Annotated in this window: 24 protein-coding genes and 1 tRNA gene; 10 read left to right on the top strand and 15 right to left on the bottom strand. The window is 67.4% G+C overall.

Features of this window, described 5'->3' with window-relative positions; translation table 11 throughout:
- Window positions 1-297: 297 nt before the first annotated feature.
- Together Q4F19_RS01115 and Q4F19_RS01110 are read right to left on the bottom strand one after the other, a co-directional pair.
- The gene (locus tag Q4F19_RS01115) at window positions 298-1,080 is read right to left on the bottom strand and encodes a CDP-alcohol phosphatidyltransferase family protein (RefSeq protein ID WP_303539299.1); all 783 of its coding nucleotides are present in this window, start codon (window positions 1,078-1,080) and stop codon (window positions 298-300) included.
- Between the two features lie 32 nt (window positions 1,081-1,112).
- Entirely contained in the window at window positions 1,113-1,847 is a 735-nt protein-coding gene (locus Q4F19_RS01110; RefSeq protein WP_303539298.1) for a phosphatidylserine decarboxylase, read from the bottom strand.
- A 138-nt stretch (window positions 1,848-1,985) separates the two neighbouring features.
- On the opposite strand from Q4F19_RS01110, the gene Q4F19_RS01105 reads away from it, so the two are divergent.
- From Q4F19_RS01105 to Q4F19_RS01095, 3 genes are all read left to right on the top strand, one after another.
- A complete protein-coding gene (locus Q4F19_RS01105) occupies window positions 1,986-3,200 on the top strand; it encodes an NADP-dependent isocitrate dehydrogenase (RefSeq protein WP_303539297.1) in 1,215 nt (404 codons plus the stop codon).
- 141 nt (window positions 3,201-3,341) lie between these two features.
- Entirely contained in the window at window positions 3,342-5,111 is a 1,770-nt protein-coding gene (locus Q4F19_RS01100; RefSeq protein WP_303539296.1) for a cation:proton antiporter domain-containing protein, read from the top strand.
- Window positions 5,112-5,120: 9 nt separating this feature from the next.
- Window positions 5,121-6,044: a hydrogen peroxide-inducible genes activator gene (locus Q4F19_RS01095; protein ID WP_303539295.1), complete on the top strand. Its 924-nt coding sequence runs from the start codon at window positions 5,121-5,123 to the stop codon at window positions 6,042-6,044.
- Window positions 6,045-6,279: 235 nt separating this feature from the next.
- Here the strand turns inward: Q4F19_RS01095 and Q4F19_RS01090 are convergent, their stop codons facing one another.
- Genes Q4F19_RS01090 through Q4F19_RS01065 form a run of 6 tightly spaced genes read right to left on the bottom strand, consistent with a single transcriptional unit; the run spans window position 6,280 to window position 9,403 of the window.
- The gene (locus Q4F19_RS01090; protein ID WP_303539294.1) at window positions 6,280-7,002 is read right to left on the bottom strand and encodes an anti-sigma factor; all 723 of its coding nucleotides are present in this window, start codon (window positions 7,000-7,002) and stop codon (window positions 6,280-6,282) included.
- The gene (locus Q4F19_RS01085; RefSeq protein ID WP_303539293.1) at window positions 6,995-7,549 is read right to left on the bottom strand and encodes a sigma-70 family RNA polymerase sigma factor; all 555 of its coding nucleotides are present in this window, start codon (window positions 7,547-7,549) and stop codon (window positions 6,995-6,997) included. The genes Q4F19_RS01090 and Q4F19_RS01085 overlap by 8 nt, the downstream gene beginning before the upstream one ends.
- An 18-nt stretch (window positions 7,550-7,567) precedes the next feature.
- Complete coding sequence (locus tag Q4F19_RS01080; protein ID WP_303539292.1) at window positions 7,568-8,008, bottom strand: molybdenum cofactor biosynthesis protein MoaE; 441 nt, start codon at window positions 8,006-8,008, stop codon at window positions 7,568-7,570.
- Window positions 8,005-8,262, bottom strand: a complete 258-nt coding sequence (gene moaD / locus Q4F19_RS01075) for a molybdopterin converting factor subunit 1 (protein WP_303539291.1) — start codon at window positions 8,260-8,262, stop codon at window positions 8,005-8,007. Before moaD ends, Q4F19_RS01080 begins: the two co-directional genes overlap by 4 nt.
- A 12-nt stretch (window positions 8,263-8,274) precedes the next feature.
- Entirely contained in the window at window positions 8,275-8,823 is a 549-nt protein-coding gene (gene pgsA, locus Q4F19_RS01070) for a CDP-diacylglycerol--glycerol-3-phosphate 3-phosphatidyltransferase (protein ID WP_303539290.1), read from the bottom strand.
- Window positions 8,824-8,869: 46 nt separating this feature from the next.
- Window positions 8,870-9,403 (bottom strand): GNAT family N-acetyltransferase, encoded by a 534-nt coding sequence (locus Q4F19_RS01065; RefSeq protein ID WP_303539289.1) that lies wholly within the window; start codon window positions 9,401-9,403, stop codon window positions 8,870-8,872.
- A 91-nt stretch (window positions 9,404-9,494) separates the two neighbouring features.
- On the opposite strand from Q4F19_RS01065, the gene Q4F19_RS01060 reads away from it, so the two are divergent.
- Entirely contained in the window at window positions 9,495-10,790 is a 1,296-nt protein-coding gene (locus tag Q4F19_RS01060; RefSeq protein WP_303539288.1) for an MFS transporter, read from the top strand.
- Between the two features lie 248 nt (window positions 10,791-11,038).
- Here Q4F19_RS01060 and Q4F19_RS01055 read toward each other — a convergent pair whose 3' ends face one another.
- On the bottom strand, window positions 11,039-11,623 hold the full coding sequence (locus tag Q4F19_RS01055) for a hypothetical protein (protein WP_303539287.1): 585 nt from the start codon (window positions 11,621-11,623) through the stop codon (window positions 11,039-11,041).
- Window positions 11,624-11,757: 134 nt separating this feature from the next.
- On the opposite strand from Q4F19_RS01055, the gene Q4F19_RS01050 reads away from it, so the two are divergent.
- The 4 genes from Q4F19_RS01050 to Q4F19_RS01035 are packed head-to-tail and all read left to right on the top strand — an operon-like array spanning window position 11,758 to window position 14,786.
- The gene (locus Q4F19_RS01050; protein WP_303539286.1) at window positions 11,758-12,735 is read left to right on the top strand and encodes an agmatine deiminase family protein; all 978 of its coding nucleotides are present in this window, start codon (window positions 11,758-11,760) and stop codon (window positions 12,733-12,735) included.
- Window positions 12,732-13,082 carry a DUF3147 family protein gene (locus tag Q4F19_RS01045; RefSeq protein WP_303539285.1) on the top strand — a complete coding sequence of 117 codons (351 nt, stop codon included), beginning with the start codon at window positions 12,732-12,734 and terminating at the stop codon, window positions 13,080-13,082. The genes Q4F19_RS01050 and Q4F19_RS01045 overlap by 4 nt, the downstream gene beginning before the upstream one ends.
- A gap of 7 nt (window positions 13,083-13,089) precedes the next feature.
- On the top strand, window positions 13,090-13,938 hold the full coding sequence (aguB, locus tag Q4F19_RS01040) for an N-carbamoylputrescine amidase (RefSeq protein WP_303539284.1): 849 nt from the start codon (window positions 13,090-13,092) through the stop codon (window positions 13,936-13,938).
- A 59-nt stretch (window positions 13,939-13,997) separates the two neighbouring features.
- A complete protein-coding gene (locus tag Q4F19_RS01035; RefSeq protein ID WP_303539919.1) occupies window positions 13,998-14,786 on the top strand; it encodes a D-amino-acid transaminase in 789 nt (262 codons plus the stop codon).
- Here Q4F19_RS01035 and Q4F19_RS01030 read toward each other — a convergent pair.
- Entirely contained in the window at window positions 14,775-15,425 is a 651-nt protein-coding gene (locus Q4F19_RS01030; protein ID WP_303539283.1) for a uracil-DNA glycosylase, read from the bottom strand. The two genes, Q4F19_RS01035 and Q4F19_RS01030, sit on opposite strands and share 12 nt — an antisense overlap.
- Window positions 15,426-15,470: 45 nt before the next feature.
- On the opposite strand from Q4F19_RS01030, the gene folK reads away from it, so the two are divergent.
- Window positions 15,471-15,959 (top strand): 2-amino-4-hydroxy-6-hydroxymethyldihydropteridine diphosphokinase, encoded by a 489-nt coding sequence (gene folK / locus Q4F19_RS01025; RefSeq protein ID WP_303539282.1) that lies wholly within the window; start codon window positions 15,471-15,473, stop codon window positions 15,957-15,959.
- Window positions 15,960-16,025: 66 nt separating this feature from the next.
- Window positions 16,026-16,101 (top strand) — tRNA-Lys (locus Q4F19_RS01020).
- Between the two features lie 10 nt (window positions 16,102-16,111).
- Here the strand turns inward: Q4F19_RS01020 and Q4F19_RS01015 are convergent.
- The 5 genes from Q4F19_RS01015 to Q4F19_RS00995 all read right to left on the bottom strand — a co-directional run bounded on the left by Q4F19_RS01015 (window position 16,112) and on the right by Q4F19_RS00995 (window position 25,896).
- Window positions 16,112-16,345, bottom strand: coding sequence for a hypothetical protein (locus Q4F19_RS01015; RefSeq protein WP_303539281.1), 234 nt, complete (start codon window positions 16,343-16,345; stop codon window positions 16,112-16,114).
- A 114-nt stretch (window positions 16,346-16,459) separates the two neighbouring features.
- A complete protein-coding gene (locus Q4F19_RS01010; RefSeq protein ID WP_303539280.1) occupies window positions 16,460-20,452 on the bottom strand; it encodes a multiheme c-type cytochrome in 3,993 nt (1,330 codons plus the stop codon).
- A gap of 101 nt (window positions 20,453-20,553) precedes the next feature.
- Window positions 20,554-22,545, bottom strand: coding sequence for a hypothetical protein (locus tag Q4F19_RS01005; protein WP_431312349.1), 1,992 nt, complete (start codon window positions 22,543-22,545; stop codon window positions 20,554-20,556).
- Window positions 22,526-24,508 (bottom strand): heme-binding protein, encoded by a 1,983-nt coding sequence (locus tag Q4F19_RS01000; RefSeq protein ID WP_303539279.1) that lies wholly within the window; start codon window positions 24,506-24,508, stop codon window positions 22,526-22,528. Before Q4F19_RS01000 ends, Q4F19_RS01005 begins: the two co-directional genes overlap by 20 nt.
- Entirely contained in the window at window positions 24,505-25,896 is a 1,392-nt protein-coding gene (locus Q4F19_RS00995; protein ID WP_303539278.1) for a multiheme c-type cytochrome, read from the bottom strand. The genes Q4F19_RS01000 and Q4F19_RS00995 overlap by 4 nt, the downstream gene beginning before the upstream one ends.
- Window positions 25,897-25,904: the final 8 nt, after the last annotated feature.

Genomic DNA, 25,904 nt, shown 5'->3' with positions numbered 1-25,904 from the left:
ACCCGAGCACGGCTCGGAACAATCGACGAACATCGCTTGACATGCCAGAACGAATAAGGAACATTGGAACCAAGGAGCTCCGGACAGGTTAACACCCTGTTCGTGCGGAGCAGACGCGGACGGGAGTAATCGTTATGCTGCAAGCAATTACCACGCTGGCCTCGTTTTTCGTCGGGGCGATCGCGATCAGCGTCATTCTGCAGATCGTCAGCGAAGAGCGGGACGCCATCCTCGGCGCTTTGGGCGTTCGCCGCGCTGCTCAGACCTTCGCGCCGCTCCCGCCACGCTTTCGCGACGTTACGGTTCGGCGTGGATCGATGGTCCGGATGACGCCGCCGGCGCGAGTGCGCGTCGCGCTCTGATCTTCTGATAGCTGCGGTGGGCGAAGGGTATCGCCGCCGCATAGACGAGGATCAGCACGCTCAGCGTCGCCCATGTCGCGGTGATGAGCGAGGTTCCGACCAGAGCGATCAGCAGCAAGGCCGGCAGGCGCCATTCCTGCCGGATCCGCAGCGATCCCGAGCCATAGGTCGGCAGCTGCGAGATCATCAGCAGCGCGACGATGATCGTCCACGGCGCGACGATGAAGGTGGCCTGGAGAAACCATTGGCCGGTCGCCAGCCACAGGATCAGCGGCAGCAGCGCCATCGCCGCGCCTGCGGGCGCGGGTATCCCGATCAGGAAACCGGCCGCTTTCTTCGGCTGGATGATGTCGGCATCGATCTGCGCGTTGAACCGCGCCAGCCGCAGGGCGCAGCAGACCGCATGCGTCAGCGCGATGACCCAGCCATATTTGGGGACGTAGCTCAGCGACCAGAGATAGAGGATGATCGCCGGCGACACGCCGAAGGCGATCACGTCGGACAGCGAATCCAGTTCGGCACCGAAGCGGCTCTCGCCCTTCAGCAGCCGGGCAATGCGCCCGTCGAGCCCGTCGAGCACGGCGGCGACGATGATCGCGCCGACCGCTTTCTCCCACTCGCCCGAAATCGCGAAACGCACCCCGGTCAGCCCGAAGCAGAGCGCCAGCGCTGTCGTGGCATTGGGCGGAATCGCACGCAGCGGGATGCCGCGCTGCATGAGCCTCGCCCGGCGAACGGCACGCGGCGGCTTCATTGTGCGACGCCCGTGACGACCTCGCCGTCTCCGAGTCTGCCGAGGATCGTCTCGCCCGCGATCGAGCGCTGGCCGAGCGCCACCTGCGGTGCGGTTCCGGCCGGCAGATAGACGTCGACGCGGCTGCCGAAGCGGATCAGCCCGACGCGCTGCCCCGCGGCGACGATGTCGCCCGGCTTCACGAACGGCACGATCCGCCGCGCGACGAGCCCGGCGATCTGGGTGAAGCCGATCCGCGTTCCGTCCGCGCCTTCCACCAGAAGATGCTGGCGCTCATTCTCCTCGCTCGCCTTATCGAGGCTCGCATTGAGGAATTTGCCCGAAATATAGACGACGCGGCGGATCGTGCCGCCGATCGGCGCGCGATTGATGTGGACGTCGAACACGCTCATGAAGATCGAGACGCGCATCAGCGGCTCGGCCGCCAGCGCATCCTCACCGACGAGCTCGCGCGGCGGGAGGACCCGCTCGATCATCGTGATCAGCCCGTCGGCGGGCGCGATGATCAGTCCCTTGCCCTGCGGCACGCTGCGGATCGGATCGCGGAAGAAGGCCAGCACCCAGATCGTGATGCCGACGCAGATCCAGCCCAAGGCATCGGACACGAACCAGAAGACCAGCAACGTGATGCACGCCGCGATCAGCGCGAACTTGCGACCTTCGGGATGGACCGACGGCCAGCGCCACTGCGCGCTCGGGGTCGTGTCGGGACGGGTTTCCAGGGAACTCATGGCGGGTTTCTAGGGCGAGCGCGCGCCGGTGACAATCTGGCGCGCGAAAGCGGGCGCCCGGGAGCGGTTGAAACCTCCGCCGCCCCGCCGTAGAGCCCCCCGCATCCTCCTCCCTCCAGCAGCGGGAACGCGCGCACCATGGCGAAGATCAAGGTTAAGACACCCGTCGTCGAGATCGACGGCGACGAGATGACGCGGATCATCTGGCAATGGATCCGCGAGCGTCTGATCCTCCCTTATCTCGATATCGATCTCAAATATTACGATCTCTCGGTCGAGAAGCGCGACGAGACCAACGACCAGATCACGATCGATTCGGCCAAGGCGATCCAGCAGTACGGCGTCGGCGTGAAGTGCGCGACGATCACCCCCGACGAGCAGCGCGTCGAGGAGTTCAACCTCAAGTCGATGTGGCGCTCGCCCAACGGCACGATCCGCAACATCCTCGGCGGCACGATCTTCCGCGAGCCGATCGTGATCAGCAACGTTCCCCGCCTGATCCCGGGCTGGACCGATCCGATCGTCGTCGGCCGCCATGCATATGGCGACCAGTATCGCGCGACCGACTTTCTCGTCCCCGGCCCCGGCAAGCTGCGCATGGTCTGGGAAGGCGAGGACGGCCAGAAGATCGAGAAGGAAGTGTTCGACTTCCCGTCCTCGGGCGTTGCGATGGGCATGTACAATCTCGACGATTCGATCGCCGATTTCGCCCGCGCCTCGATGAACTATGCGCTCGACCGCGGCTGGCCCTTGTACCTGTCGACCAAGAACACGATCCTGAAGGCCTATGACGGCCGCTTCAAGGATCTGTTCGCCGAGGTTTTCGAGAAGGAATTCAAGGACAAGTTCGCCGAAGCGGGCATCGTCTACGAGCATCGCCTGATCGACGACATGGTCGCCTCCGCGCTCAAGTGGAGCGGCAAGTTCGTCTGGGCCTGCAAGAATTACGACGGCGACGTCCAGTCGGATCAGGTCGCGCAGGGTTTCGGCTCGCTCGGGCTGATGACCTCGGTGCTGATGACGCCCGACGGCAAGACGATCGAGGCGGAGGCCGCGCATGGGACGGTGACGCGCCACTATCGCATGCACCAGCAGGGCAAGCAGACCTCGACCAACCCGATCGCGTCGATCTTCGCATGGACCGGTGGGCTCAAGTTCCGCGGCAAGTTCGACGACACGCCCGACGTGGTCAAGTTCGCCGAGACGCTCGAGCGCGTCTGCATCGAGACCGTCGAGCAGGGCGGGATGACCAAGGATCTCGCGATCCTGATCGGCCCGGATCAGGCGTGGATGACGACCGAGCAATTCTTCGAGGCGATCCGCGCCAATCTCGAAAAGGCGATGGCTGAATAAGCCACTCATCGCTGAACGACAGGAGGGGCCGGGCGCAATCCCGGCCCCTTTTTTCTTGCCCGATCAATGATGCCTGCCCTGGCAGGTCTTGGTCGATAGCGGACTGGCCTTCGCCGCCACATCAGGCAACAAGGGGGCGACATGGCCCTTCCCCTCGAATCCGTCGGTTTCAGCGACGCGCTCGTCATTCTGGGCGCAGCCGGAGTCGTCATCCCGGCCTTCGCGCGGTTGCGGATCAGCCCGGTCATCGGTTTCATTCTCGTCGGCATGCTCGTCGGGCCGTTCGGGCTCGGCCGCTTCGTGCCGCAGGTGCCGTGGCTCTATCATGTCACGATCAGCAATCCGCATTCGATCGAGCCCTTCGCCGAGCTCGGCATCATCCTCCTGCTCTTCTCGATCGGGCTCGAACTCTCGTTCGGTCGGCTGTGGGCGATGCGGCGGCGCGTGTTCGGGCTCGGCGCGGCGGAGCTGATCGGTTGCGGCGCTCTGCTTGCGGTCTTGTTCTGGCTGAGCGGCACCTCGCGCGAGGGTGCGCTCGGGCTGGGCTTCGCGCTCGCGCTGTCCTCGACCGCGCTCGTCCTGCCGATGGCGGGCACCGGCGGCCCCGTCGGGCAGCGCGCGTTCGGGATGCTGCTGTTCGAGGATCTTGCGCTCGTGCCGATCATCTTCGCACTAGGTGCGATGGCGCCGCATGGGGGCGAAGGCGCCGCCGCCGAGATCGGCCGGACCTTGCTGCTCGGCGTGATCGTGATCGGCTTCCTGATGCTGCTCGGCCGCGTCGCGCTCCCGCGTCTCTTCGCGCAGGCCGCGCGCACCAAAAGCCCGGAGCTGTTCCTCGCGGCGAGCCTGCTCGTCGTGATCCTCGCCAGCGTGGTGACGAGCGCGATCGGGCTCTCGCCGATCGTCGGCGCCCTGCTTGCGGGCGTCCTGATTGCCGAGACCGACTATCATGGCGAGGTCGAGCATATCACCGAGCCGTTCAAGGGCCTCGCGCTCGGCGTGTTCCTGATCTCGATCGGGATGAGCCTCGATTTCAACGCGGTCGCGCATCAGTGGCTGCCGCTGCTGATCGCGGTGACGATCGTCGTCGTAGTCAAGGCGATCGTGACCGGGCTGCTCCTGAAGCTGGGCGGGGCGCCGCGCGGCGTCGCGCTCGAGATCGGGCTGATGATGGCGGCGCCGGGCGAGACGACCCTCATCGTGCTCTCTGCGGCGAGCGCGGCTGCCCTGATCGGCCCGGCCACCGCCGCCTTCTGGCAGATCGTCACCGCGATCGGGCTGATCCTCACGCCATTGCTCGCCGCCGCGGGCCGCGCGCTGGCGCGGCGCGTGGCGGTGGTCGAGGTCGATCCCGCGGACGAAGAGGAAGCAACGGGCGATCGCGCGCTGATCATCGGCTTCGGCCGCGTCGGCCGGCTCGTCGCGCAGATGCTCGACGAGCATCGCCTGCCCTATACCGGGCTGGACGCCGATCCCGATACGGTGAAGCGCGCGCGCGAACGCGGTTACAAGGTCGCGTTCGGCGACATCGCCCGCCCCGGCATGATCGATCGCCTCGAATTCCATCGCGCGAGTGCGGTCATCCTGACGATGGACGATCCGGTCCAAAGCGTGCGGCTGACCAGGACGCTTCGCGAACGCTATCCCGATCTCACGATTGTCGCGCGCGCGCGCGATCCCAACCATGCCGCCGCGCTGTATCGCGCGGGCGCTAGCGATGCGGTGCCGGAGACGATCGAATCCTCGCTGCAATTGTCGGAAGCGGTATTGTGCGATCTCGGCCTCGCCGCCGGGCCGGTGATCGCCTCGATCCACGAGAAGAGATCGCAATTGCGGCTGAAGATCATGGAAATGGCCGAACTCACGCGCGAGCCGCTCCTGCGGCGCCCTCGCGCACCCGAAGAGGTATAAGCCCACACGATGCCCGCCACCTATCTGCCGACCCTGAAGCAGCTCCAATATCTCATCGCGCTGCGCGACCACGGCCATTTCGGCCGCGCCGCCGATGCCTGCTTCGTCACCCAATCGACGCTGTCGGCGGGCCTGCGCGAGCTGGAATCGCATCTCGGCGTGATGCTGGTCGAGCGAACCCGCCGCGTCGTCCGCTTCACCCCGCTAGGGCTGAGCATCGCCGAGAAGGGCCAGCGCGTGCTGCGCGAGGCCGAGGAATTATCGGCCATGGCGAAGGCGGCGCACAAGCCGCTCTCGGGCGATCTGCGAATGGGCGTGATCCCGACGATCGCGCCGTTCCTGCTGCCGCGCGTGCTCGGCAAGCTGCGCGGCGAGTGGCCGGATCTCAAGCTGTTCCTGCGCGAGGAGCCGTCAGGCGCGGCCTGCGAATCGCTCCACCGCGGCCATGTCGATTGCGTGATCCTCGCGCTGCCTTATGCGTGCGGCGATATCGAGCATGACGATCTCTTCGACGATCGCCTCTACGTCGCCTTCCCCGCCGCGCAGGCCGAACAGATTGGCGATCTCGTCTCGCCCGATGCGATCGAGCCCTATCGGCTGCTGCTGCTCGAGGATGGGCATTGTCTGAAGGATCATGCGCTGGCCGCGTGCAATCGGCCGGAGCTGCGCGCCGAGGCGGGCATGATGGGCACGTCGCTGCACACGCTGGTGCAGATGGTCGATAACGGGTTGGGCGTGACGATGCTGCCCAAGATGGCGCTGGATGCGGGCATCCTCGATCATACGAGCGTCGTCGCGCGCCCGCTCGCGGCCGAGCATCCCTCGCGCCGGATCGCGCTCGTCTGGCGCTCGGGCAGTCCGCGCGAAAAGGAGTTCCGCCTGCTCGGCAAGGCGCTCCGCAAGGCATCGGCGGACCACACCGAAAAAAAATGACCGCATCGCAACCGGCCACCTGAGCGCCCCGTATCTGGGAATGTCCCGGGCCGGGAAGGTAACTCGGTCAGCGTTTCGGCGGCCTGACCGTGGCGCCGCCCCCAGACGGGATCCGTTCCGGTTGCGTAGCGTGTTGAAGTGTAGCGTGTGCGTTCAGGCGGACATCTTTAGGGCGGCGGACCGCGCGACGAGCGCATCCGCCGCCCTTTCGCCTTCTTCTAGATAGAAGCTTTTCTCAGGTCTCCGGCGAAATCGCCACGAGCGGGCCGGAGAAGAGCACGGGCCCCGTCGGCGCCCCGGTTGTCGATCCGCCGACCGGCTCGCGCGAGATGGCGAAGGTCGCGCCCATCGCCATCGCGCTTCCCACCCGGCGCTCGCCCGGCAGCTTGGCATCGACGAGCCCCATCGGCTTGGGCGCATTCTTCCCTTCGATCAGCCACAATTCGTAGCTGTGCGCCTCATCCGGCGTCAGGCCGACGGGCACGATCCGCATCCGCCCGCTGACCTTGTCGTAGGTCACGAACAGCCCGGGCGTCTGCCCCTGAGCACTCAGCGCCGCGATCGCCGTCGTCCGCAGCGCGATCGGCTGGACGGCCGTAGGCCTCACGTTGGGCACCGGCATCGTCGTCTCGTGCGGCCGGAGTGCGAGCCCCGCCGCGACGAGCGCGACGAGCGACGCCGCTGCGGTCGCGATCCGCCAGCGTCCGGCCTGGTTGTCGTTGGCAGCCGGCACGATCGGCGCAATGCCGATCGCCTCCAGCACGCGTCGCTCCAGCTCGCGCGGCGGCTCGACCGGCTCGATCGCAAGCGCGAGCGGCGCCAGACGTTCCTGCCAGCTCCGCACCGCATCGACCGTCGCCGGTTCGCGCGCGAGCCGTCTCAGGAAATCGCGGCGCTCGTCGGGGGGAAGCGTGCCGAGCACGAACTCGCCGGCGTCCTCGGGAAAATCCTCAGCCACCGAGGCAATTCCTCAGCTGGCCGAGACTGCGGTGCAGCCAGGATTTGATCGTGCCGACGGGGCGCCCGGTGCGCTCGGCCAGTTCCTCGCGGCTCTCGCCGCCAAGATAGGCCGAGATCACCATCTGGCGCTGCTCGGGATCGAGCCGTTCGAGGCAGACGCGCAGCGCGGCAAGGTCCTCGCTGGAGGCACCCTCGCCGCCGCGATGCGCGATCAAGTCGAGATCGAAATCCACGGTCTGCGCGGCACCGCGCGACAGTTCGGAGCGGCGGCGGTCGATCGCGATGTTGCGTGCGATCGTGGCCAGCCAGGTGATCGGTCGTCCGCGCCCGGCATCATAGCCGCCCGCGCTTCGCCAGATCCTTACATACGCGTCTTGCACAGCTTCATCCGTCTTGGCCGGTTCGCCCAAGATACGGAGGATGATGCCGTAAAGTTTCGGGGCGGTCCGGCGGTACAGTTCCGCGAAAGCGGCGCGGTCCTGATCCGCGACCGAAGCGAGCAGATCCTCGAGCTGCCAGCCGGCGAACCCCACAGTCTGTGCCATTCCCCACGTCCCCCCCGTCTAACGCCAGCGTGCGGCCGCCTCCGCATCCTCGGCCCGCGCCTCCACCCAGCGGCTCGTGCCGTTCGCGAAGCGCTCGCGCTTCCAGAACGGTGCGGCCGTCTTGAGCCAATCGATGAGGAAAGCACAAGCCTCCAGCGCCGCGCCACGATGGCGCGCGGCCGTCCCGACGAACACGATCCGCTCGCCCGGCGTCAGCGCGCCGACGCGGTGGATGAGCGTGAGGCCGAGCAGCGGCCAGCGTCCGGCCGCCTCGGCGGCGATCGTCTCCATCGCCGCTCCGGTCATAGCGGCATGATGTTCCAGCAGAAGTTCGACGAGATCGCCGTCGCCGCGGACGATCCCGGTGAAGCTCGCTACCCCGCCCCCGCCAAGCTCCTCGAGCGCCGCGAGCTCGACGCCGGGATCGAACGCCTCGGTCTGGACGCGGACCGAAATCATCCGCCCGTCACCGGCGGAAACAGCGCCACCTCGCGCGCGCCGACGATCGACGTGTCGGGAGTCGCGAATCGCTGGTCGACGGCCGCGCGGATCCGTGCCCGATCGGCCAGAGCCGTCGCATGCGCGTCGCTAGAGGTCGCCAGCCAGTCGATGAGCGCCGCCACGTCGACGACGTCGTCCGGCGGCGTCACGGATTCGCCGTCCAGCCCGATCCGCTCGCGCACCCAGGCGAAGTAGAGAATGTCGATCGCCATGCCCGCTTGCGCTCAGTCCATGTGCTTCAGGCCGACGCGGAGATAATCCCAGCCGGTGATGAGCGTGAGGCCAGCCGCCATCCACAGGCAAAACAATCCGATCCAGCCGATCGCCGGCGTCGCCGGCAGCGCGCCCGCCAGGATCAGTGCTCCCAGCGCAACGAGCTGGAAGGTCGTCTTCCACTTGGCGAGCTGGCTGACCGGGATCGAGACGCGCAGGGTCGCGAGGAACTCGCGCAGGCCCGATACGGTGATCTCGCGCAGCACGATGATGAGCCCGGCGATCACCGGCAGCCCGTCGAGCACGCGCGTGAAGACGAGCATGACGATCACGGTGCCGACCATGATCTTGTCCGCGATCGGATCGAGGAAGATGCCGAGCTTCGAGACCGTGCCCTGCGCGCGCGCCAGATAGCCGTCGAAATAATCCGTCGCGGCGACGATCAGGTACAGCACGAACGCGACCGCATAATCGGCCGGACCGGGGCGCCACAGCAAGGCGCACAGGATCGGCATCGCGAAGATGCGGGAGAGTGTCAGCAGGTTCGGCAGCGTGAGCATCTATGCGCCTTCGTAGACCGGATTACCGCGCCGAATCATACCCCCCTCAAGGTCGGGCGAGCAGGATCCGGTCGAAACCATGATAGTCCCGTTCAGCGAACGGCACGAAGCCAAGTTTCGCCGCCACGCGCAGCGACGGCAGATTTTCGTGCCCGATCAGGCAGACCATCCGCACCGGGCCGAATTTTTCCGTGCGCCAGGCGAGTGCCGCCTCCATCACCTCGGTCGCATAGCCCTTGCCCTGCGCCTCGCTGGCGAAGACCCAGGCGCCCTCCGGGAAGGGATCGAAATCGGGGCCGAGGCCGCGATGGAAATCGGCGAACCCCGCCTCGCCGACGAAGGCGCCCGAGGCTTTCTCCTCGATCGCGAAGATGCCGCAGCCGAACAGGGCCCAGTGCCCGGCATAGCGCAGGATCCGCGTCCAATTCTCTTCGGGGTCCTGCGTCTCGCCGCCGATATGGCGAACGACCTCCTCGTCGCTCGTCATCCGCAGCCTGGCGCCCATATCCTGGGGGCCGTGCCCGCGCAGGATCAGTCGCGCCGTCTCGATCCTCGGCACCTGGGAGGGAAGCGCATCCATATCCGTAACATTTTCCTGATTTGGCGCGAACGCAAACGTTCGGCTATGGCGGGGGAATAGCGACACCATGGCAGGCGCGACACCCCCACATATGACCCCATCGTTCCGCCTGCTCGGCACTCGACGATTTCTGCCTCTGTTCGCGACGCAGTTCCTCGGTGCCTTCAACGATAATCTGTTCAAGCAGGCGATGGTCCTGTTCGCGACCTACACCATCTATTCCGATCCCAAGAAGGAAGCCGCGTTCAACGCGGTCGCGACCGGCCTCTTCATCCTCCCCTTCTTCCTGTTCTCCGCCCTCTCCGGCCAGCTCGCCGACGCGCACGACAAGGCGCGCATCATCCGCATCGTGAAGCTCGCCGAGATCGCGATCATGATCGTCGGCGCGGCGGGGCTGCTCACGCATCAGGTGCCGCTGATGCTCGTCGCGATCCTCGCGATGGGAATCCATTCCACCTTCTTCGGCCCGATCAAATATGCGCTCCTGCCGCAGCATCTGGAGTGCGATGAGGTGCTGGGCGGCACCGGCCTGGTCGAGGCGAGCACCTATTGCGCGATCCTCGCGGGCACGATCCTGGCGGGTCTCATCGATTTCCGCGCGACCGCGATCCTCGTCGTCGTCATCGCCATCCTCGGCTGGGCGACCGCGCGCAGCGTGCCGCCCGCGCCCCCGCCGGGCGAGCGGCCGGTCACCGATTTCCACATCATCCGCTCGTCGATCAAGCTCGTCTCGGGCACCATGCACATCCCGCGCCTGTTCCTCGCGATCTGCGCGATCAGCTTCTTCTGGATGATCGGCTCGATCCTGATCATCCAGTTCCCGCCGCTCGTGAAGAACGTCTTCACCGCCGACAAGCAGGTCGCCAGCCTGTTCCTCGCCATCTTCTCGATCGGCGTGGCGATCGGATCGGTGCTGATCAATCGCATGCTCGACGGCCGCGTCTCGGCCCGCTTCGCCCCCGCCTCGGTCATCGCGATGGCGCTGTTCCTGCTGCTGCTGGGCTTCGCCTCGCACCACTGGATCCCGGCGCCCGTCGGCGAACTCTACAATCTGAAGGATTTCGTCACGCATCCCGGCGCGCCCGTCGCGATCGTCGCCTTGCTCGGCATCTCGGTGACGGGCGGCATGTTCGTCGTGCCGCTCTACGCCTTCCTGACGACGACGGTGGAGGTCGATCATACGGCGCGCACGGTCGCCGCGAACAATATCGTCAATTCGGGCGCGATGGTGTTCGGCGCGATCATCGCGATCGGCTTCGCGGCGCTGGGCGTGCCCGTTCAGGATGCGTTGGCGAGCGTCTCGGCGCTCTGCCTCGTCGCCGCCTTCCTCGCCTGGCGTCTGCACGTCGCGTGCGATGCGCACGAGGAAAGCTGCCGCCTGGACTGAAGCGTGCGCCTAGGTCAGCATCACCAGGAAGAAGATCAGCCCCGCCGCCCACGTCGCCAGGAACAGGCGGATCTCGCTGCGATCGAGCGGCAGGAACGGCTTGATCCGGACATTCATCGGCAAAGACTAAGGGCGATCGCTTCGCCTCGCCAGCGGATTTCGCGAGCAGACCGGGACGGCGCGCACAGGAAAACGGCACCCCGGCGCCGAAGCCGGGGTGCCGTCGAGAGCGTTGGAATGCGGAGGCGTCAGGCCTGCTCAGTCGTCGCCGTTTTGTCTTCGCCGGTGAGCGTCTCGATCTTCTCGCTCACCGCCTCGACCACGCTGCCGGCCTTGCCGCTCACGGCTTCGGCGACGCTGCCGGCTTTCTCGCTCACCACTTCGGCTACGCCGCCGGCGGCTTTCGAGATCCGCGCGCGGTTGACGAAGCCGGCGGCAGCCGCCGCCACGCCCACCGCAGCCGCAGCCGCGCCCACCAGGATGCGCGTCCGGTTGGACGGCTTCGCCGCCTGATCGACCGTGTCCTTGATCGCCTTCGTCGCGCGCTGGGCGGCAGGCTTGGCACTGCTAACGGCGCGCTTGGCGGTCTTCGTGACCTTCTCGACGGTCCCCACGGCGACGGGTGCCGCCGCGGCCTTGGCGGTGCGCTTGGCCGCGGCGCGGCGCGGCTTGGGCGGAGCCTTCACGGCCGTCTCGCCCGTCGCGGCAGTGCTCGACGACTTGCGCGGCCGGCGCGTCTTGGCCGGCGCCGAGCTTGCGGACGCGGTGCGCGTACGGCGGCGGGGCGGTGTCGGGGTGGCGGGCGTCTCGGACGTGCCTTCGGTGTCGGCCATGTGTGAAAGCTCCTGTCGGTTCGGCAGTGAAACCGCCGCACTCCCCTACGGTTCCGAAACGATCGCATGTCCTTGACGTGCCATCGATCGCCCGTATCTCCCGCCTGCCCGTCGCCAGCCCGAGGAAGCGCCCGATGTCGTTCCGCCAACCGCCCGAATGGGCACCGCACGAAGCCGTCTGGCTCGGCTGGCCCAGCCATGCCGAGCTGTGGGAGGAAGACCTCGAGCCCGCCCGCGAGGAGGTCGCTGCCTTCGCGCGCGCGGTCCGCGCCGGGGGCAAGGGTGAGCGCGTCATCCTCGTCGCCGCCGACGACGCCTCGGCCGAGGCGGCGCGCGCGGTGGGCGATGTCGAGGTCGTCGAGGCGCCGTTCGGCGACATCTGGCTGCGCGACACCGGCCCGCTGCTCGTGACGGACGGCGCCGGGCTGCGCGCGGCCAGCTTCCGCTTCAACTGGTGGGGCGGCAAATATCATCTCCCCGGCGACGAGGATATCGGCCCGCGCCTCGCCGCCAGCCTCGATCTGGTGCCCGCGTCGAACGACTGGGTGCTGGAAGGCGGCGCGATCGACGTCGACGGCACCGGCCTCGCCGTCACCACCGAGCAATGCTTGCTCAATCCGAATCGCAATCCCGGCCTGATCCGCTCAGACATCGAACGCCGCCTCGCCGAGGATCTCGGCCTGACGCGCATCCTGTGGCTGGGCGAGGGCCTCGCCGAGGATCATACCGACGGCCATGTCGACAATCTCGCGCGCTTCGTTGGTGAGAACCGCCTCGCTCTGCCCGAGCCGGCCGGCGAGGACGATCCCAATGCGGAGGTCTATCGCGATGCTGCCGCCCGCGCGCGCGCCTTCGGCGTCGAGCTCGTCCTCATCCCCTCGCCCGGCCTCGTCGAGCGCGACGGCGAGATGGTCCCAGCCTCCTACATGAACTTCTACATCGGCAATGCCGCGGTCGTCGTGCCGCTCTACGGCGCGCCCAACGACGAGGCCGCCGTCGCCGCGATCGGGGCGCTGTTCCCGGGCCGGCAGGCGATCGGCGTGCGTGCCGATCATATCCTGACCGGCGGCGGCAGCCTCCACTGCATCAGCCAGCAGATCCCGCGCGCATGACCGCGTTCGCCGTCCGCGCGCTGCTGTCGGGCCTGATCGTCGCGCTCGTCGCTTCGATCGCCCGGCGCAGCCCCGCCTTCGGCGCGCTCGTCGCCTCGCTTCCGCTCGTCTCGCTGCTGGCGATGATCTGGCTGTGGCGCGACACGCGGGATGCAGAGCGCGTCGCCGCGCATGTCGAGGCGACCTTCTGGTATGTCCTGCCCTCGCTTCCCATGTTTCTGCTGATCCCGGCGGGGCTGCGCCACGGCATCGGCTTCTGGCCGGTCGTCGCGGTGGCCTGTCTCGTCACCTTCCTGTTCTATCTCCTGACGATCGGCGTTGCCGCTCGCTTTGGTGTGAGGCTTTGATCCCCGCATGACCCAGATCACCGTCGCCGCGCTCCAGCTCGCCTTCACGGGCGACATCCACGCGAACATCGCCACCGTCACCGAACTGGTGCGCGAAGCGGCGGGCAAGGGCGCGCAGGTGATCCTGCCGCCCGAGCTGTTCGAGGGCCCCTATTTCTGCCGGGTCGAGGACGAAGGCCTGTTCGCCACCGCCAAGCCGACCGCCGAGCATGACGCGGTCAAGGCGATGCAGAAACTCGCCGCCGAACTGTCGGTGACGATCCCGACCAGCTTCTTCGAGGCGGACGGCCCGCACCATTATAACAGCCTCGCGATGATCGGCCCCGATGGCGCGGTGCAGGGCGTTTATCGCAAGAGCCACATTCCCGATGGCCCGGGCTATGAAGAGAAATTCTATTTCCGCCCGGGCAATACCGGCTTCAAGGTGTGGCCCGCGGCCGGCACGACGGTCGGCGTCGGCGTCTGCTGGGACCAATGGTATCCCGAGACCGCGCGCGCGATGATGCTGATGGGCGCGGAAGTGCTCTTCTATCCCACCGCGATCGGCAACGAGCCGCACGATCCGGGCCTCGACACGTCGCGCCTGTGGCGCCGCGCGATGATCGGCCATGCCGTCTCGAACGTCGTCCCCGTCGTCGCCTCGAACCGGATCGGCACGGAAGACGGCCAGACCTTCTACGGCCACAGCTTCATCTGCGACGAACGCGGCGACATGCTCGCCGAATTCGGTGCGAACGAAACCGGCGTGCTTACCGCGACGCTCGACATCGATCGCATCAAACGCCACCGCGCCGCCTTCGGCTTCTTCCGCGATCGTCGGCCTGAGCTGTACGGGCGATTGGCGCAGGATCTGTGAGCCGAATCGTCTGGATCGGCGGCGCGTTCGTGCCGTTTGAAGAGGCGCGCGTGCCGTTGATGGATCGCGGCTTCCTGTTCGCCGACGGCATCTATGAAGTAACCGCCGTGCTCGACGGCCGGCTGGTCGACTCCGCATCGCATCTGGCCCGCTTCCAACGCTCGGCAGAGGCGCTCGCCATCGCCTTTCCGTGGCCCGTGGACGCGATCGAGGCGATGGAACGCGAGCTCATCGCCCGCAACGGGATGGAGGAAGGCACCGTCTATCTCCAGATCACGCGCGGCGTCGCGGAGCGAGATTTCCTGTCCGAACCCGACAGCCCCACCTTCGTCGCCTTCACCCAGCCCAAGCGGCTGATCGACAATCCTGCGGCGGACACGGGCATCAAGGTCGTCAGCCTGCCCGACATCCGCTGGGCACGACGGGATATCAAGAGCGTCATGCTCCTCGCTCAGGTGCTCGCCAAGCGCGAGGCCGCCGCACGCGGCGCGCAGGAAGCATGGATGATCGAGGACGGCTTCGTCACAGAAGGCGCTTCGTCCACCGCCTGGATCGTCACGACCGACGGCACGCTCGTCACCCGCCCCAACAGTCGCGCCATCCTGCCCGGCTGCACGCGGGCGGCGGTCGAGGCGCTGGGGCTGGCCGAGGGCCTCCGGATCGAGGAACGCGCCTTCACGCTCACCGAGGCGCAGTCCGCGCGCGAGGCGATGGTGACGAGCGCCTCCACCTTCGTACTGCCGGTGGTCATGATCGACGATCGGCCCGTCGGCGACGGCAGGCCGGGTCCGATCGCCGCGAAGCTGCGCGGGCTCTATATAGCGGCCGCTCGCAACTCAGCTACCTAGGACAATTGCCCGCTCGAACACCGCCTCCAGCATCTCCGCCGTCAGCACGCCCGTATTCTGGTTGTAGCGCGAGCAGTGATAGCTATCGACGACGATCACCCCAGACGGCATCCGATGCACATTGCCGTGCCCGAACGGCGCCTTGGGCAGCCGCCCGCCGAGCGCCTTCACCGCCGACTGGTGCGCGATCTGCCCCAGGGCGACGACCACCTTCAGCTTCGGCCGGTCGGCGAGATCATTTTCCAGGAACGGCCGGCACGTCCGCATCTCCTCGGGCGTCGGCTTGTTGTGCGGCGGCAGGCAGCGCACCGCATTGACGATCATCGCGCCGTGCAGTCTCAGCCCGTCGTCGGGTCGCGCGTCATACGAACCACTCGCCAGCCCGAATTTGATCAGCGTCTCGTAGAGCAAAGGCCCGGACGCATCGCCCGTGAACGGCCGCCCCGTCCGGTTCGCGCCCTGCAGGCCCGGCGCGAGGCCAACAATCGCCAGCCACGCCTCCGGATCGCCGAAGCGCGGCACGGGGGCATTGAACCAGTCCGGATGCGCGATGCGCTGTTCCTCACGGAACGTGGCGAGGCGCGGGCAGAGCGGGCAATCGCGTGGGGGCTCGGGCGGATAGTCGGACGGCGCAGGCATCCCCTGCCGCTACCCTGCGCGCGCCGTTCGGGCTAGGCGCGCGCGATGCACGTCTATGCCATCGCCCTCGGCTCCAATCGTCCGCATGGCCGCTTCGGTCGGCCCGAGGCCGTCGTGCGCGCCGCTGCGGCTTCGCTCGGCGAGGATATCACCCTGCTCGCACTGTCGCCGATCTTCGCGACGCAGGCGGTCGGCGATCGCGGTCGCCGCTTCGCCAATGCCGCCGCGACGATCGAGACCGAGCTCGACCCGCCTGCCTTGCTCGCACGCCTCAAGCGGATCGAGCGCGCCTTCGGCCGGCGGCGCGGCAAGAGATGGGGCACGCGCGTGCTCGATCTCGATATCCTGCTCTGGTCCGGCGGCCGCTGGCGCTCGCCTCGCCCCCGCCTCGTCGTCCCGCATCCCGCGCTCGGCCAGCGGCGCTTCGTGCTCGATCCGCTGATCCATGTCGCGCGCGACTGGCCGCTTGCGGGCACGGCACTGACCGTCGCGCATGCCCGCGCCTGCCTGATGGCAGCCAGACCGCGCGACTGACGACATCGCGATCGGACACGCCAGGGGTTGCGATCCGCGCCCGCCCCCGTATGGAACTCGCCGCGTGGGTCCGTAGCTCAGTTGGTAGAGCACCGGACTTTTAATCTGTAGGTCGCGGGTTCGAATCCCGCCGGACCCACCACTTCCCCCGATCAGGGCTGCTGCGGCGGCCGCGTGGTCGCCGATGTCCGCATCGTCGCACCGGCTTCGGCCGGCGTCATCGGCGGGCTCATCTCCGCTCGCCCGTCCGCGCTGCTGATATTGCTCGCTGCCTCGTTGACCTGATGCGCGATCGCCGGATTGGGCTCGTCGACGCTGTGGCTGCTGCCGCAGGCGGTGCACAGCAGCAGCAGGATCGGGGCAGCACAGTGTCGCGGTCGGAGCATGGCGGCCTCGTCGATGAAAGCGGAATGCCCCCAACGCGCCAGATGCCGACATTCCGATGAGCGACGAGAAATAAGGTTAAGGCGGTCCTCACGCGGGGCGAAGCCCGTCCCGCGTCAGCGCGCCGCCGCCCAGTCTTTCAGGTCGCCCTCGTCCATCACCTTCCACGGCGCGCCACTCTTGTTGAGGAAGAAGCGCTCCATTTCCACGCGCGTGAACGGGCGCGATCCGACGCGGCCGAATACCGCGATCTGTCCGCCCGTCTCGTCCACCGCGCGGTCGCGATCGAGCCCGCGGCTGAGCGCGCGCGCCGGCGCGGGCGTCTTCGCCCAGGCGATCAGCTCGGGCTTGGGCGCGGGCGAGAAGCCGTAGAAATTGGGCTGGCTCGCGGGCGAGGTCAGCTGGATCACCTTCATGCCGTTCCGGCCGTCCGCGACATAAGCGAAGAGCGAGGCATTGGTCGCGCCGATCACGACGTCCGACGCATCCGTCATCCGCCCGCCGAAATTCTCCTTCAGATAGACTTTGGGCGCCTCGGGATTGGTCACGTTGACGATGACCAGACCGTCCGCCCCCGCCGCGACATAGGCGTAGGTCCGCGCGACATAGATGCGGCGCGCATCGGCAAGCGGCACGATCGCGGGCAGCAGCCTGGGCGCGGTCAGCTTGGTCACGTCGAGCACGCGCAGCCCCTCGGCGGTCGTCACCCACAAATAGCGGAACTGGATCGCGCTCGCGCGCGCATCCTTCAGCGCCACCGTCGCCGCCAGCTTCGGCCGCAGCGGATCAGCGAGATCGACGACCACCAGGCCCACGTCGGCGGTGATGTAGGCGATATGCCCGGCCAGCTGCACGTGCCGTGCGCCCGCCAGCACATTGCCGGGATTCCACGTCACCGCGCGCTTCAGGAAATTGTTGCGCGGCTCGCCGTCGGCCAGCGTGTCGATATTGACGAGGATCAGCCCCTCGCTCGCATCCGTCACCACCGCATAATGGTAGATCGGGTCGAACGCCTGCTCCTGGTTCATCTGGCGCATAACGGGCGTGTTGCGCAGCGGATTGATCGGCTGGTTGGTCGGGATCGCCATGCACGTCGCGTTCGTGCTCTTCACATGATCGCGCTGGCCGAGCGGCGAGAAAGGCGCGCTCGTGATCTTGTCCGAATAGCCCTTGTTGGCGACCGAGGCGACGTCATAGGCGCGGAAGCCGCCCTTGCCCTCGGCGACGAACAGATATTCGCCGCGCAGCTGGACGCACTGCGCCGACCCGCCCGTCTTCTGGACGATGTTGCGGAAGCTCTCGACCGGGTTGGTTTCGCCCGATCCCTTCTTGTCGAAGGTCTGGCCGCGGTTCCAGTTGACCAGCTCGCGCTTGTTGCGATCGACATGGAGCTTGAACCAGTCAGGATAGGCATAACGCTGGAGATAGGAGCCGATCACCGCCTGCGGCTCCTGCCACTCGGTCACGCGCACCGCCTCGACCCCGCCTTCGAGGCCGAGCCACGCATGCATGCCGACGAAGTTCACGCTGCCCGTGCCGGTCAGCATCAGCTGCGCCATGATCGCGTTGTTGTCGTTCTTGGCGGACAGGTGGCAGTCCGAGCAGGTCTTGGTCTCGGTCGTGCGCACCGTGTGCGGGAAGTGCGGCGCGAACGCCTGGCTCGAGAAGCCGATCGACGAGATCGGCGCCTGCTGCACGTAGATCCGCTCGCGGTTGATGTTGGTCGAGGACAGGACCAGCGCCGAGGTCGAGCGCACCGGTGCGATCTCGTTGCCCTTGGTCGTCATGTGGATGCCGAGCTGGAACATGTCCTCGCGCGCCACCTGCGGGTTGTAGGTCGCGAAGTTGCGCGTCTCCTCGTCGCCCTTGAAGTGATGCTCCTTGGTCTTCCAGTTCGCCTCGATCGGCAGGTGGCAGCCGCCGCACGAGGTCGTCCACGACAGATGGCAGGTGAAGCAGGCCATCTTGTTCGGATCGTGCGCACGATTCTCGGGCGCGATGCCGGGGCCGAAGGTGAAGCGCCCGGTCTCGACGCCCTCCTTGCCCATCAGCTTCGCGCGCGCCGCCTTGGGATTGAATTCGGGCAGAGCGCGATCCACCGAATTCTTGACGAGCGACACGCGCCATTCGAGCTTGGGATCGACGATCGAACGCTGGATCAGCACGCGCTCGCCGGCCGCGCCCGTCGTCCACTCGAAGCGGCGCTTGCCATCGCCGTTGCGCAATACCGACAGATCGTTGCCGCCCGGCCTGGCCGCGGGCCCGGACGTCTTCAGCGTCGGGAAGGCGTCGGCGGTGCCGTGGCAATCCTTGCAGCCGATCTCCACCGCATTGGCAACCTCGCCATAGATCAGGCCGTTGCCGTGGCTGTCCTGCGCGAAATGGCAGTCGGCGCATTGCAGGCCCTTTTCGGCGTGGATGTCCATCATATGGACCGCCTTGCCCTTCTGTTCGCCGACCGGCGCGAAGTCGGGCATGCCCTTCTTGCTGAACTTCTCGGCATCGTCGGGCGAGACGATCTTGCCGTCCTTGTCGAGCAGATTGCCCTCGCGATCGCGCTTGAAGATGCCGCGGAAATTCCAGCCATGGCCGTGATAGTCGGCGAACTGCGTGTCCTTCGCCTTCGGGTTCACGTCGTCATAGACGCGGCGCAGGAAATCCACGTCGCTCCACTTGCCGCGCGGGGACGCCGCCTCGGGATTGCGATCCTCCACTTCGCGCGTCTCGGCGGCGGTCGGATATTTCTGCTTCTCGGGCCACATCAGCGGCGCGTCGGATTCATAATCCCACATCGTGTAGCCGAGGTACGAATTCAGGAAGATGTTGGGCTGGTGCATGTGGCAGTTCATGCACTGCGCGGTCGGGATCGCGCGCGTGAAGCTGTGCTCGATCGGGTGGCCCTTCTCCTTCTCCGTCGCCGGATGGTTGGCGGGCATCGCCTCGGCGCCGTGCAGGTCGCTCGCCGCGCGCTCCATCAGGCTGGAGATGGTCGGGTCCTTGGTCCCGGTCTGCCCGTCGCGCCCGTACGCCGCCCAGCCGAGGCTGTGCTTGGGATCGCGATCGTTCGCATAGACGACATGGCAACCCGCGCAGCCCGAATTGCGATAGTCGCCCGGCTGGTCGTTCGTGCCCATGAACCACATGTACGGGTCGTTGAGGCGCGTCTTGTGGATGTTGAGCACGGGGATCGCCACGCGCAAGCCGGTGCCCGGACCGCGGTTCGACTGCTTGAGCTCCGGCCGGCCATTCTCGTCGAGGCGCTGGATATTGCCCGAAGGATTGGGCAGCCCGATCTCGGCGAAGCCGCTGCCGATCGTGCGGCCGCCGCGCTCGAACACGCGGAAGATGTCGCCCGGCGGCGTCACCTGCCAGGTCGGCAGCGGATAGAGCAGCGGCAGCGCCCCGCGCGCGGCCTGCTGCGGCGTCACCGTCCCCGGAGGCGCGCCCGGCGACAGCAGCTTCGCGGGCTCGCCGATCTTCGTATAGGCCTCGCCCGTGATGTAATTCTTGTAGGGCAATATGCCGTTATTATAGGCGGCCCCGCCCCACAGCATCGTGCCCGTCGACATCAAAGATCGCTCGGCCGCCTCGATCGTCTCGAGATGGCAGGCGCCACACGCCTGGCGCGCGACGCGATAGTCGCTCGGATTGACGAAGCGGATATATTCGGGCGCCTCGCGATTGAGCAACGTGTAGCTGCGCTTCGGGTTGGCGGACTTGGGCCAGCCCCAGCTCTCCGGGAAGCGCGGCAGCACATGCGCCTTGTCGCGCGCGGCGACATAGGCGGGATCGTCCGCCTTCAGCCCCGCCCCGATCCGCACATAGGGATCGCCGCCATGGCAATCCGCGCAGCCGAGCAGCACCGCCTCCGACTTGTGCATCGACGGCGCCTCGGTCGCCGTGTGGCAATCGAGACAGCCTTCCGACTTGGCTTTGACCTTCTCGGGCGTCTGCGCCTGCGGCGCATCGGCATAAGCCGGATAGACCCGCGCGACAGGCTTCTCGCTCTCGGACGCGAGCGAGCGCGTCGCGGGCAGCAGAGCGGCGAGCAGGAGGAGGCCCAGCGCCGCGCCGATCCACTTCCCGTCATGCTGAACGCGTTTCAGCATCCATGACCGGACCTTGCCGCGAGCAAGCCGCCCGAAGAGAGCGCGGAACCTGGATCCTGAACCACGTTCGGGACGACCGGAGAAGGAGAGGCGACCGCGCATCAGAAACTCACGATCACATTGCCGAGCACGGAATAATAGGCCTTCGAACCGCTGCGCTGATCGAACAGGTCACGAAAACCCTTGCCCGCCTGCAATGTCGCCGCCGACAGGCGCACGACGATATTCTGCGTCATCTTGGGCCGCCAGATCGCCGCCGCCGACAGGTCCCAGCCGATATCCTTCGGGATCGTGCCTTCGGATCGCAGCACCTGCAGCACCTTCGTAGTCTGGAACCACAGATGATTGGCGTTGGTCGAAAGCCGCAAGGTCGGCGTCAGATCGAAATCCGCGCCCGCGCCGGCCAGCACCGTGCCCGGATTGATGAAGTTGGATTGGCCCTGATCCTTGGACGAGCGCAGATCGGCGAGGATGCCATTGCGCCCGTTGACCCCGATCACGCGCCCGCCGCCCGCAAACGGGATCGTCTGCCGGATCCAGTAGCTCGTATCTGCGCCCGCGAAGATCGGGTTCTCGAGGATGGCGTCATAGCCATTCTCGGTCTTGTCGTAGGGATCGCTGTCGCCGCTCGCGAACATCGCCGCGCCGCGCACGCGCACCCACGAGAAATCGATCGAGGGTTCGGCCGCGGCGAAGAAGGCGCGGATCCGGCTGCGCTCGCCGGTCAGGAAATTGTGGCTGTCGCGCCCGAACACGCCGTAAGCCGACACGGTCAGGTTGATCCGGTCGAAATGCCCGTCGCCATTATAGCCGAGATAATAAGCGTCATAATCGTGGCCGCGCAGATCGCCGAGCAGAGCCGGGCGCACCGGAAAGCCATTATGGTCGATCTCGACGCCGTTGCCCTCGCGATTGCGATTGTAGACGCCGATCAGCTGGCTCGTGAAACCGGGCACCGGCAGATCCTGCCGATAGAGATTGGCCAAGAACACATAATCGTCGCGCGGCGTCTGGCCGAGATCGTTGAGCCCGCTGTTCGTGTCCTTCTCCAGCCGGCGGAACACGGCGAGATTATACTGGAAGCGGTTATTGTCGCGATTGCCGAACAGCCGGATCGCCAGCGCGCTGTCGTTGAACAGGAAGCCTCGGAAATCCGCCTGGAACTCCTGGATGCCGACGCGCAGCGAATCGAAATCGTAGCGATCCGAGACGTTGCGCAGATGGTAATCGAAAAAGGCTTCCTGCACGCCGAGGAAGCGATCGGTTCGGTGCGTCGGCGATGACGGCCGTACGTCGAGCACGCGCCGCTCGTTCACGTCGACATAATTGACGTTGTAGGCGAGCGTGACGCGATATTCGATGTGCGGCGGCATGAACGCCGTCGAGCCCTTCACCAGCCCGACGCTGGCGATGAAGGTCTGCGCGAGGACGAGGCTCGATCCCTTGCCGAACACGTCGGGGCTGTCCGGCCGCGCCGTCGTCTGCACGCTCACCGGCGTCGGGAAGGAGCGCGGCTCGACGATCGTGTCGGATGTACCGCTCAGCGTCAGGAACCAGTCCTCGCCGTGGATCGGCAGCGGGAATTTGTGCGGATCGAGCGGCCGATCGCCCTTCAGCAGATTCTGGTGATAGGGATCGGTCTTGGGCCCGCACACGACCTGCACCGCGACGTAATTCTTGTCCGCGCACAAGGCCGTGATCAGCCGCCAGCGATCGGGGATCGGTAGCTCGTCGGTCGGGAAATTGTCGGGCGGCGGCGGGCGCACCGCGCCCGGATTGTCCTGCACAATCGTGTCGGGCAGATCGGGCCGCGCCACGCCGGGGCGCCGCCGCCCCTCCAGCATCGGATCGACCCCGGGCGCGACCGCCTGCGGCTCCAGCGCCTTGTGGTCGGTCACCGGCAGCGGCGGCGCGGGCGTCAGCTGCGCTTGCGGGTGCGGATTGGGAACGTCCGAACCCTTGGGCAGGCGCGCGGCGGTATCGACCACGTCCTGCGTCGCCCGGTCGACTGGCGGCGCGGCCTGCGCGAAGACGGGCGTCGCCACGCCCGCCAGCAGCCAGAAGAGCAGCGCTCTATTTGCCGCCGCAGGCATCTTGATCGCTTGAATCGAGGAAGGGCGCGAACGGACAGCCGACATAGCGCAGCCGCACCGATTTATCGCCGAGCGCGACGACGACCTGATCGGAGCGGATCGCCGCCGGCGCATTGCCGACGCCGGTGTTCAGCTTGGCGCCGGCATTGTTGAGGCCGAGGAACGAGATCATGTCGTCCTGGTCGATGCCGTCGCCCGACACGCCGATCCCGCCGATCAGCGTGCTGCCGCGATAGATCGGCACCGAACCCGGGAAGATCTGGATGCCGTTGGCAAGGCGCGATTTGCCCGAGGGCGTCACGGGCAGGTTCGTGCAGCGCTGCGGCGTATCCGTCGCTGCGCCCTGCACGTAACCGAGATGCGCGACGAGATTGTTCAGGATCAACGCGGTCTGCAGCCCGGTCGAGAACGGGCTCCACTGTGCGATCGGGCGCGAGAAGGGGCCGTTCGGACGCCCCACTTCGCCGTCTGGAAAATAAGGCCGCGAGACCAGCCCGTGCGCGCGATCGGTATAGGCGAACTTGCCGAGCTGCGAGGATTGGTCGCCGAGAAACGCGCGTTCCGCCGCGGCCAGTCCGCGCACGTCGGCCGACGGATCGGCGGCGAGATCGGTCCCCGCCTTCGCACTCGAGAAGAAGGCCGCGGTCCGCGCCTTCTGCAGCGCCACGTCGGTGCCGAAGATCGGCGCATCGGGAGAGCGCACCAGCCCCAGCGAATTGCCGCGCGTATCGACAACCGTGATCGAGACCTGCGCGCGGCTGTCGAGCGGGCGGCGGATCTGCCCCCGCGCGCGCGTCATGATCGTGAAGGCTTCCTCGAGGATCGTGCGCACCTCGGTCTGCGTCAGCGGCTGCGCGACATCGCCCGCGTCGGTCGCGCCGATCACGGGGAAGCGATCATTGCCCGCGCCGTCGCTCAGCACGAACGCGTCGCGGTTCGAGAATTCGGCCGCGGTCGAGGCGCGGATGCCCGACGCCTCGGTCCCATAAGCCTGTCCCGCAACCAAAGCCGGCGTCCCCGTCTCGGCGAAATAGCCGCGCACCGAGACGAGCTGGCCGGAGGTCAGGCTGGCGAAGGCAGGCGCCTGCGCGGGATTGCTCTTGAGGCCGCTCGCCACCGCATCGATGAAGCGCAATGTCGTGCCGTCGACGGTGATCTTGTCGGCGGTGATCCCCTCGGGTGCCTGGAAGCCGCTCGTGCCCGCCAGCGCGATATATTCCTCATTGTCGACATCGACATCGAGCGTGTTGGCATCGAGCCCGTAGACCCCGTCGCCCATCACGCCGATCCCGCCGACGAGCACGCCATTCTTGTAGAGCGGAATGCCGCCCGGATCGGCCGACAGGCCCAGAGGCGAGCGCTTCGGCCCGATCAGCGCCGCCGATCCGCCCGTCGCGATATAGCGGCTCGACAGGTCCGAGCAGGGCAATTGACTGAATTGCACGCCGAACAGAGGCCCGCTCTCGAGCCCCACCGTCGTCGGCGCGGGCGGGAAATGCTGCTGGACGATCTGGCTGGCGGTGCGCGTCGTGAACGCATTGCCCGAACTCGACAGATAGGCGGCGGTCACCGCCTTGGCGATCGCGCCGCCGCCTGCGGGGATCGTCGCGCCCTGCACGTCGAGTCCGGTGCCCGTCGCCGGCAAGGGTATCGTCGCGGTCGGCCTCGCCCCGGTCATGTTGTAGACCGCGAGGATATTGCCGACCCGATCCGAGACCGCGATCACCGAGGGCATCCCCCGCGCGGTCGCCTCGGTCGCGGCCTGCGACAAGATCCTGCCGACATCCGCGGTCGTCAGCGCTTCCTGCGCGGGGGCCGTGAAATTGTTGCCCGTCGGCGTTGAGGTTCCGGTGCTCGTATCGGTGCTGGTCGCGGTCGTGCTGCTCCCCCCGCCCCCGCCGCACGACGACAGCAGGAATGCGCAGCCCACCACCGCGCCGATCAGACGACGGCCAAGGCTCAACGCAGCGCTCCGACCGCCGAAGCCGCGCGCTGGATCGCGGCGCGGAATTCGAGCGGCTTGTACGCATTGGGATCGCGCACCGCACGGTAAGCGGCGTCGATCGGCCCGCGCACCGAGCGCGCCTGGCCCTGGCTGACCGCGCCTTGCTTCACGAGCGCGTTGAGCAGCGTATCGAGGCTCATCACCGCCTGCGCGCTCGCCTCATAATCGGTGTAGCGCCGCCCGCCCTCGCCCGCGACCGCGGCCACGATCGCCAGCGTCTCGCTCGTCGAGAAGCTGCGCGCCGCCATCGCGCTCTCCAGCGATGCCGCCGCCGCCTTCAGCCGCCCAGCCGCCGCCAGCGCCTGCGGACGCCCCTGCGCGAGCGAGGCGTGAAAGCCGCGCGCCGCCGCATCGAAGCGCTGCCCCTCGGCGGGCGCGACGACGCGCGCCGCTGCCGACAGCATGATCATATTCTCGTCCTGGAAAGGCGGTGCGCCCACCGGCATCGGCCGTTCCGGATTGGCGATCGCCGTCGGCCGGAAATCGGCATCGTCCGAGATCCGCCGGTGGCAGCTGTGGCAATCGAAGAAATAGGGCTCGGCCGCCACGCCCGCGGTGCCGCGTGGCCCGGAATAGACGCTCAGCGCGCGCTGCACCGCCGCCGCCTGGCCGACGGCCCAGGTCTTGATCGTCGAAGGCATGCCCTTGCGCTTCGTATAGTCCGCGTCCTCGTTCCAATGCTGCTCCAGCGTCGTGAACAGATCGAGCTCGAACGCGATTCGCGGGTGGCCCGCGGCCATGATCCGGTGATCGACGAACTGGCCGTCGCGCCCGCTGCCGAAATGGCAATCGAGGCAGCGATCCGCGCGTGCCGAAGGCTGGTCGATCGGGAACAGCCCGCCCGACGCGTTCTTCGCATGCGTCGCGCCAACCGCATAATGGCTGGTGAGCCAGTTCCCGCTCGCCGGCCCGTGACACGCCTCGCAGCCGACGCCGTCCGACACGGTCCAGCGGGCGCCGTGATTCGGCGCGGGATCGGCATGGCAGCCGAGGCACTCGGCGGCATTCTGCGGATTGCCGATGCCGAGCTTGGCGCCGATTGCGAGTCCGCGCGGCTCGCCGAGCACGCGCCACGCCCGCGAATGCGCGCCCGCCTGGCTCGATTCGTCCTGCCAGCGAAGGATCTCGTCCTGGCGGACGACGGCGCCGTCGCCTTCCTGCCGGCCGTGGCAGGTCGTGCCCGCGCAGGAGGCGACGCCGAGATGCTGGTCGGCCACGACGTGTGTCGCCGCCTCGGCGCGATCGCCTTTGACGCCGCCGAAGGAGAGGATGACGGACACGAGCACAGCCGCGATCGCAAGCGCGATCAGCGCGATCCGTCCCGTCCGGATTCTCTCTGTCCCCACAAGTCGCC

The organism is Sphingomonas natans (genome assembly GCF_030546695.1).
Taxonomy (GTDB): Bacteria; Pseudomonadota; Alphaproteobacteria; order Sphingomonadales; family Sphingomonadaceae; genus Sphingomonas_I; species Sphingomonas_I natans.
The sequence above is the reverse complement of the archived record's forward strand: the minus strand, read 5'-3'. Positions and strand labels throughout refer to the sequence as shown.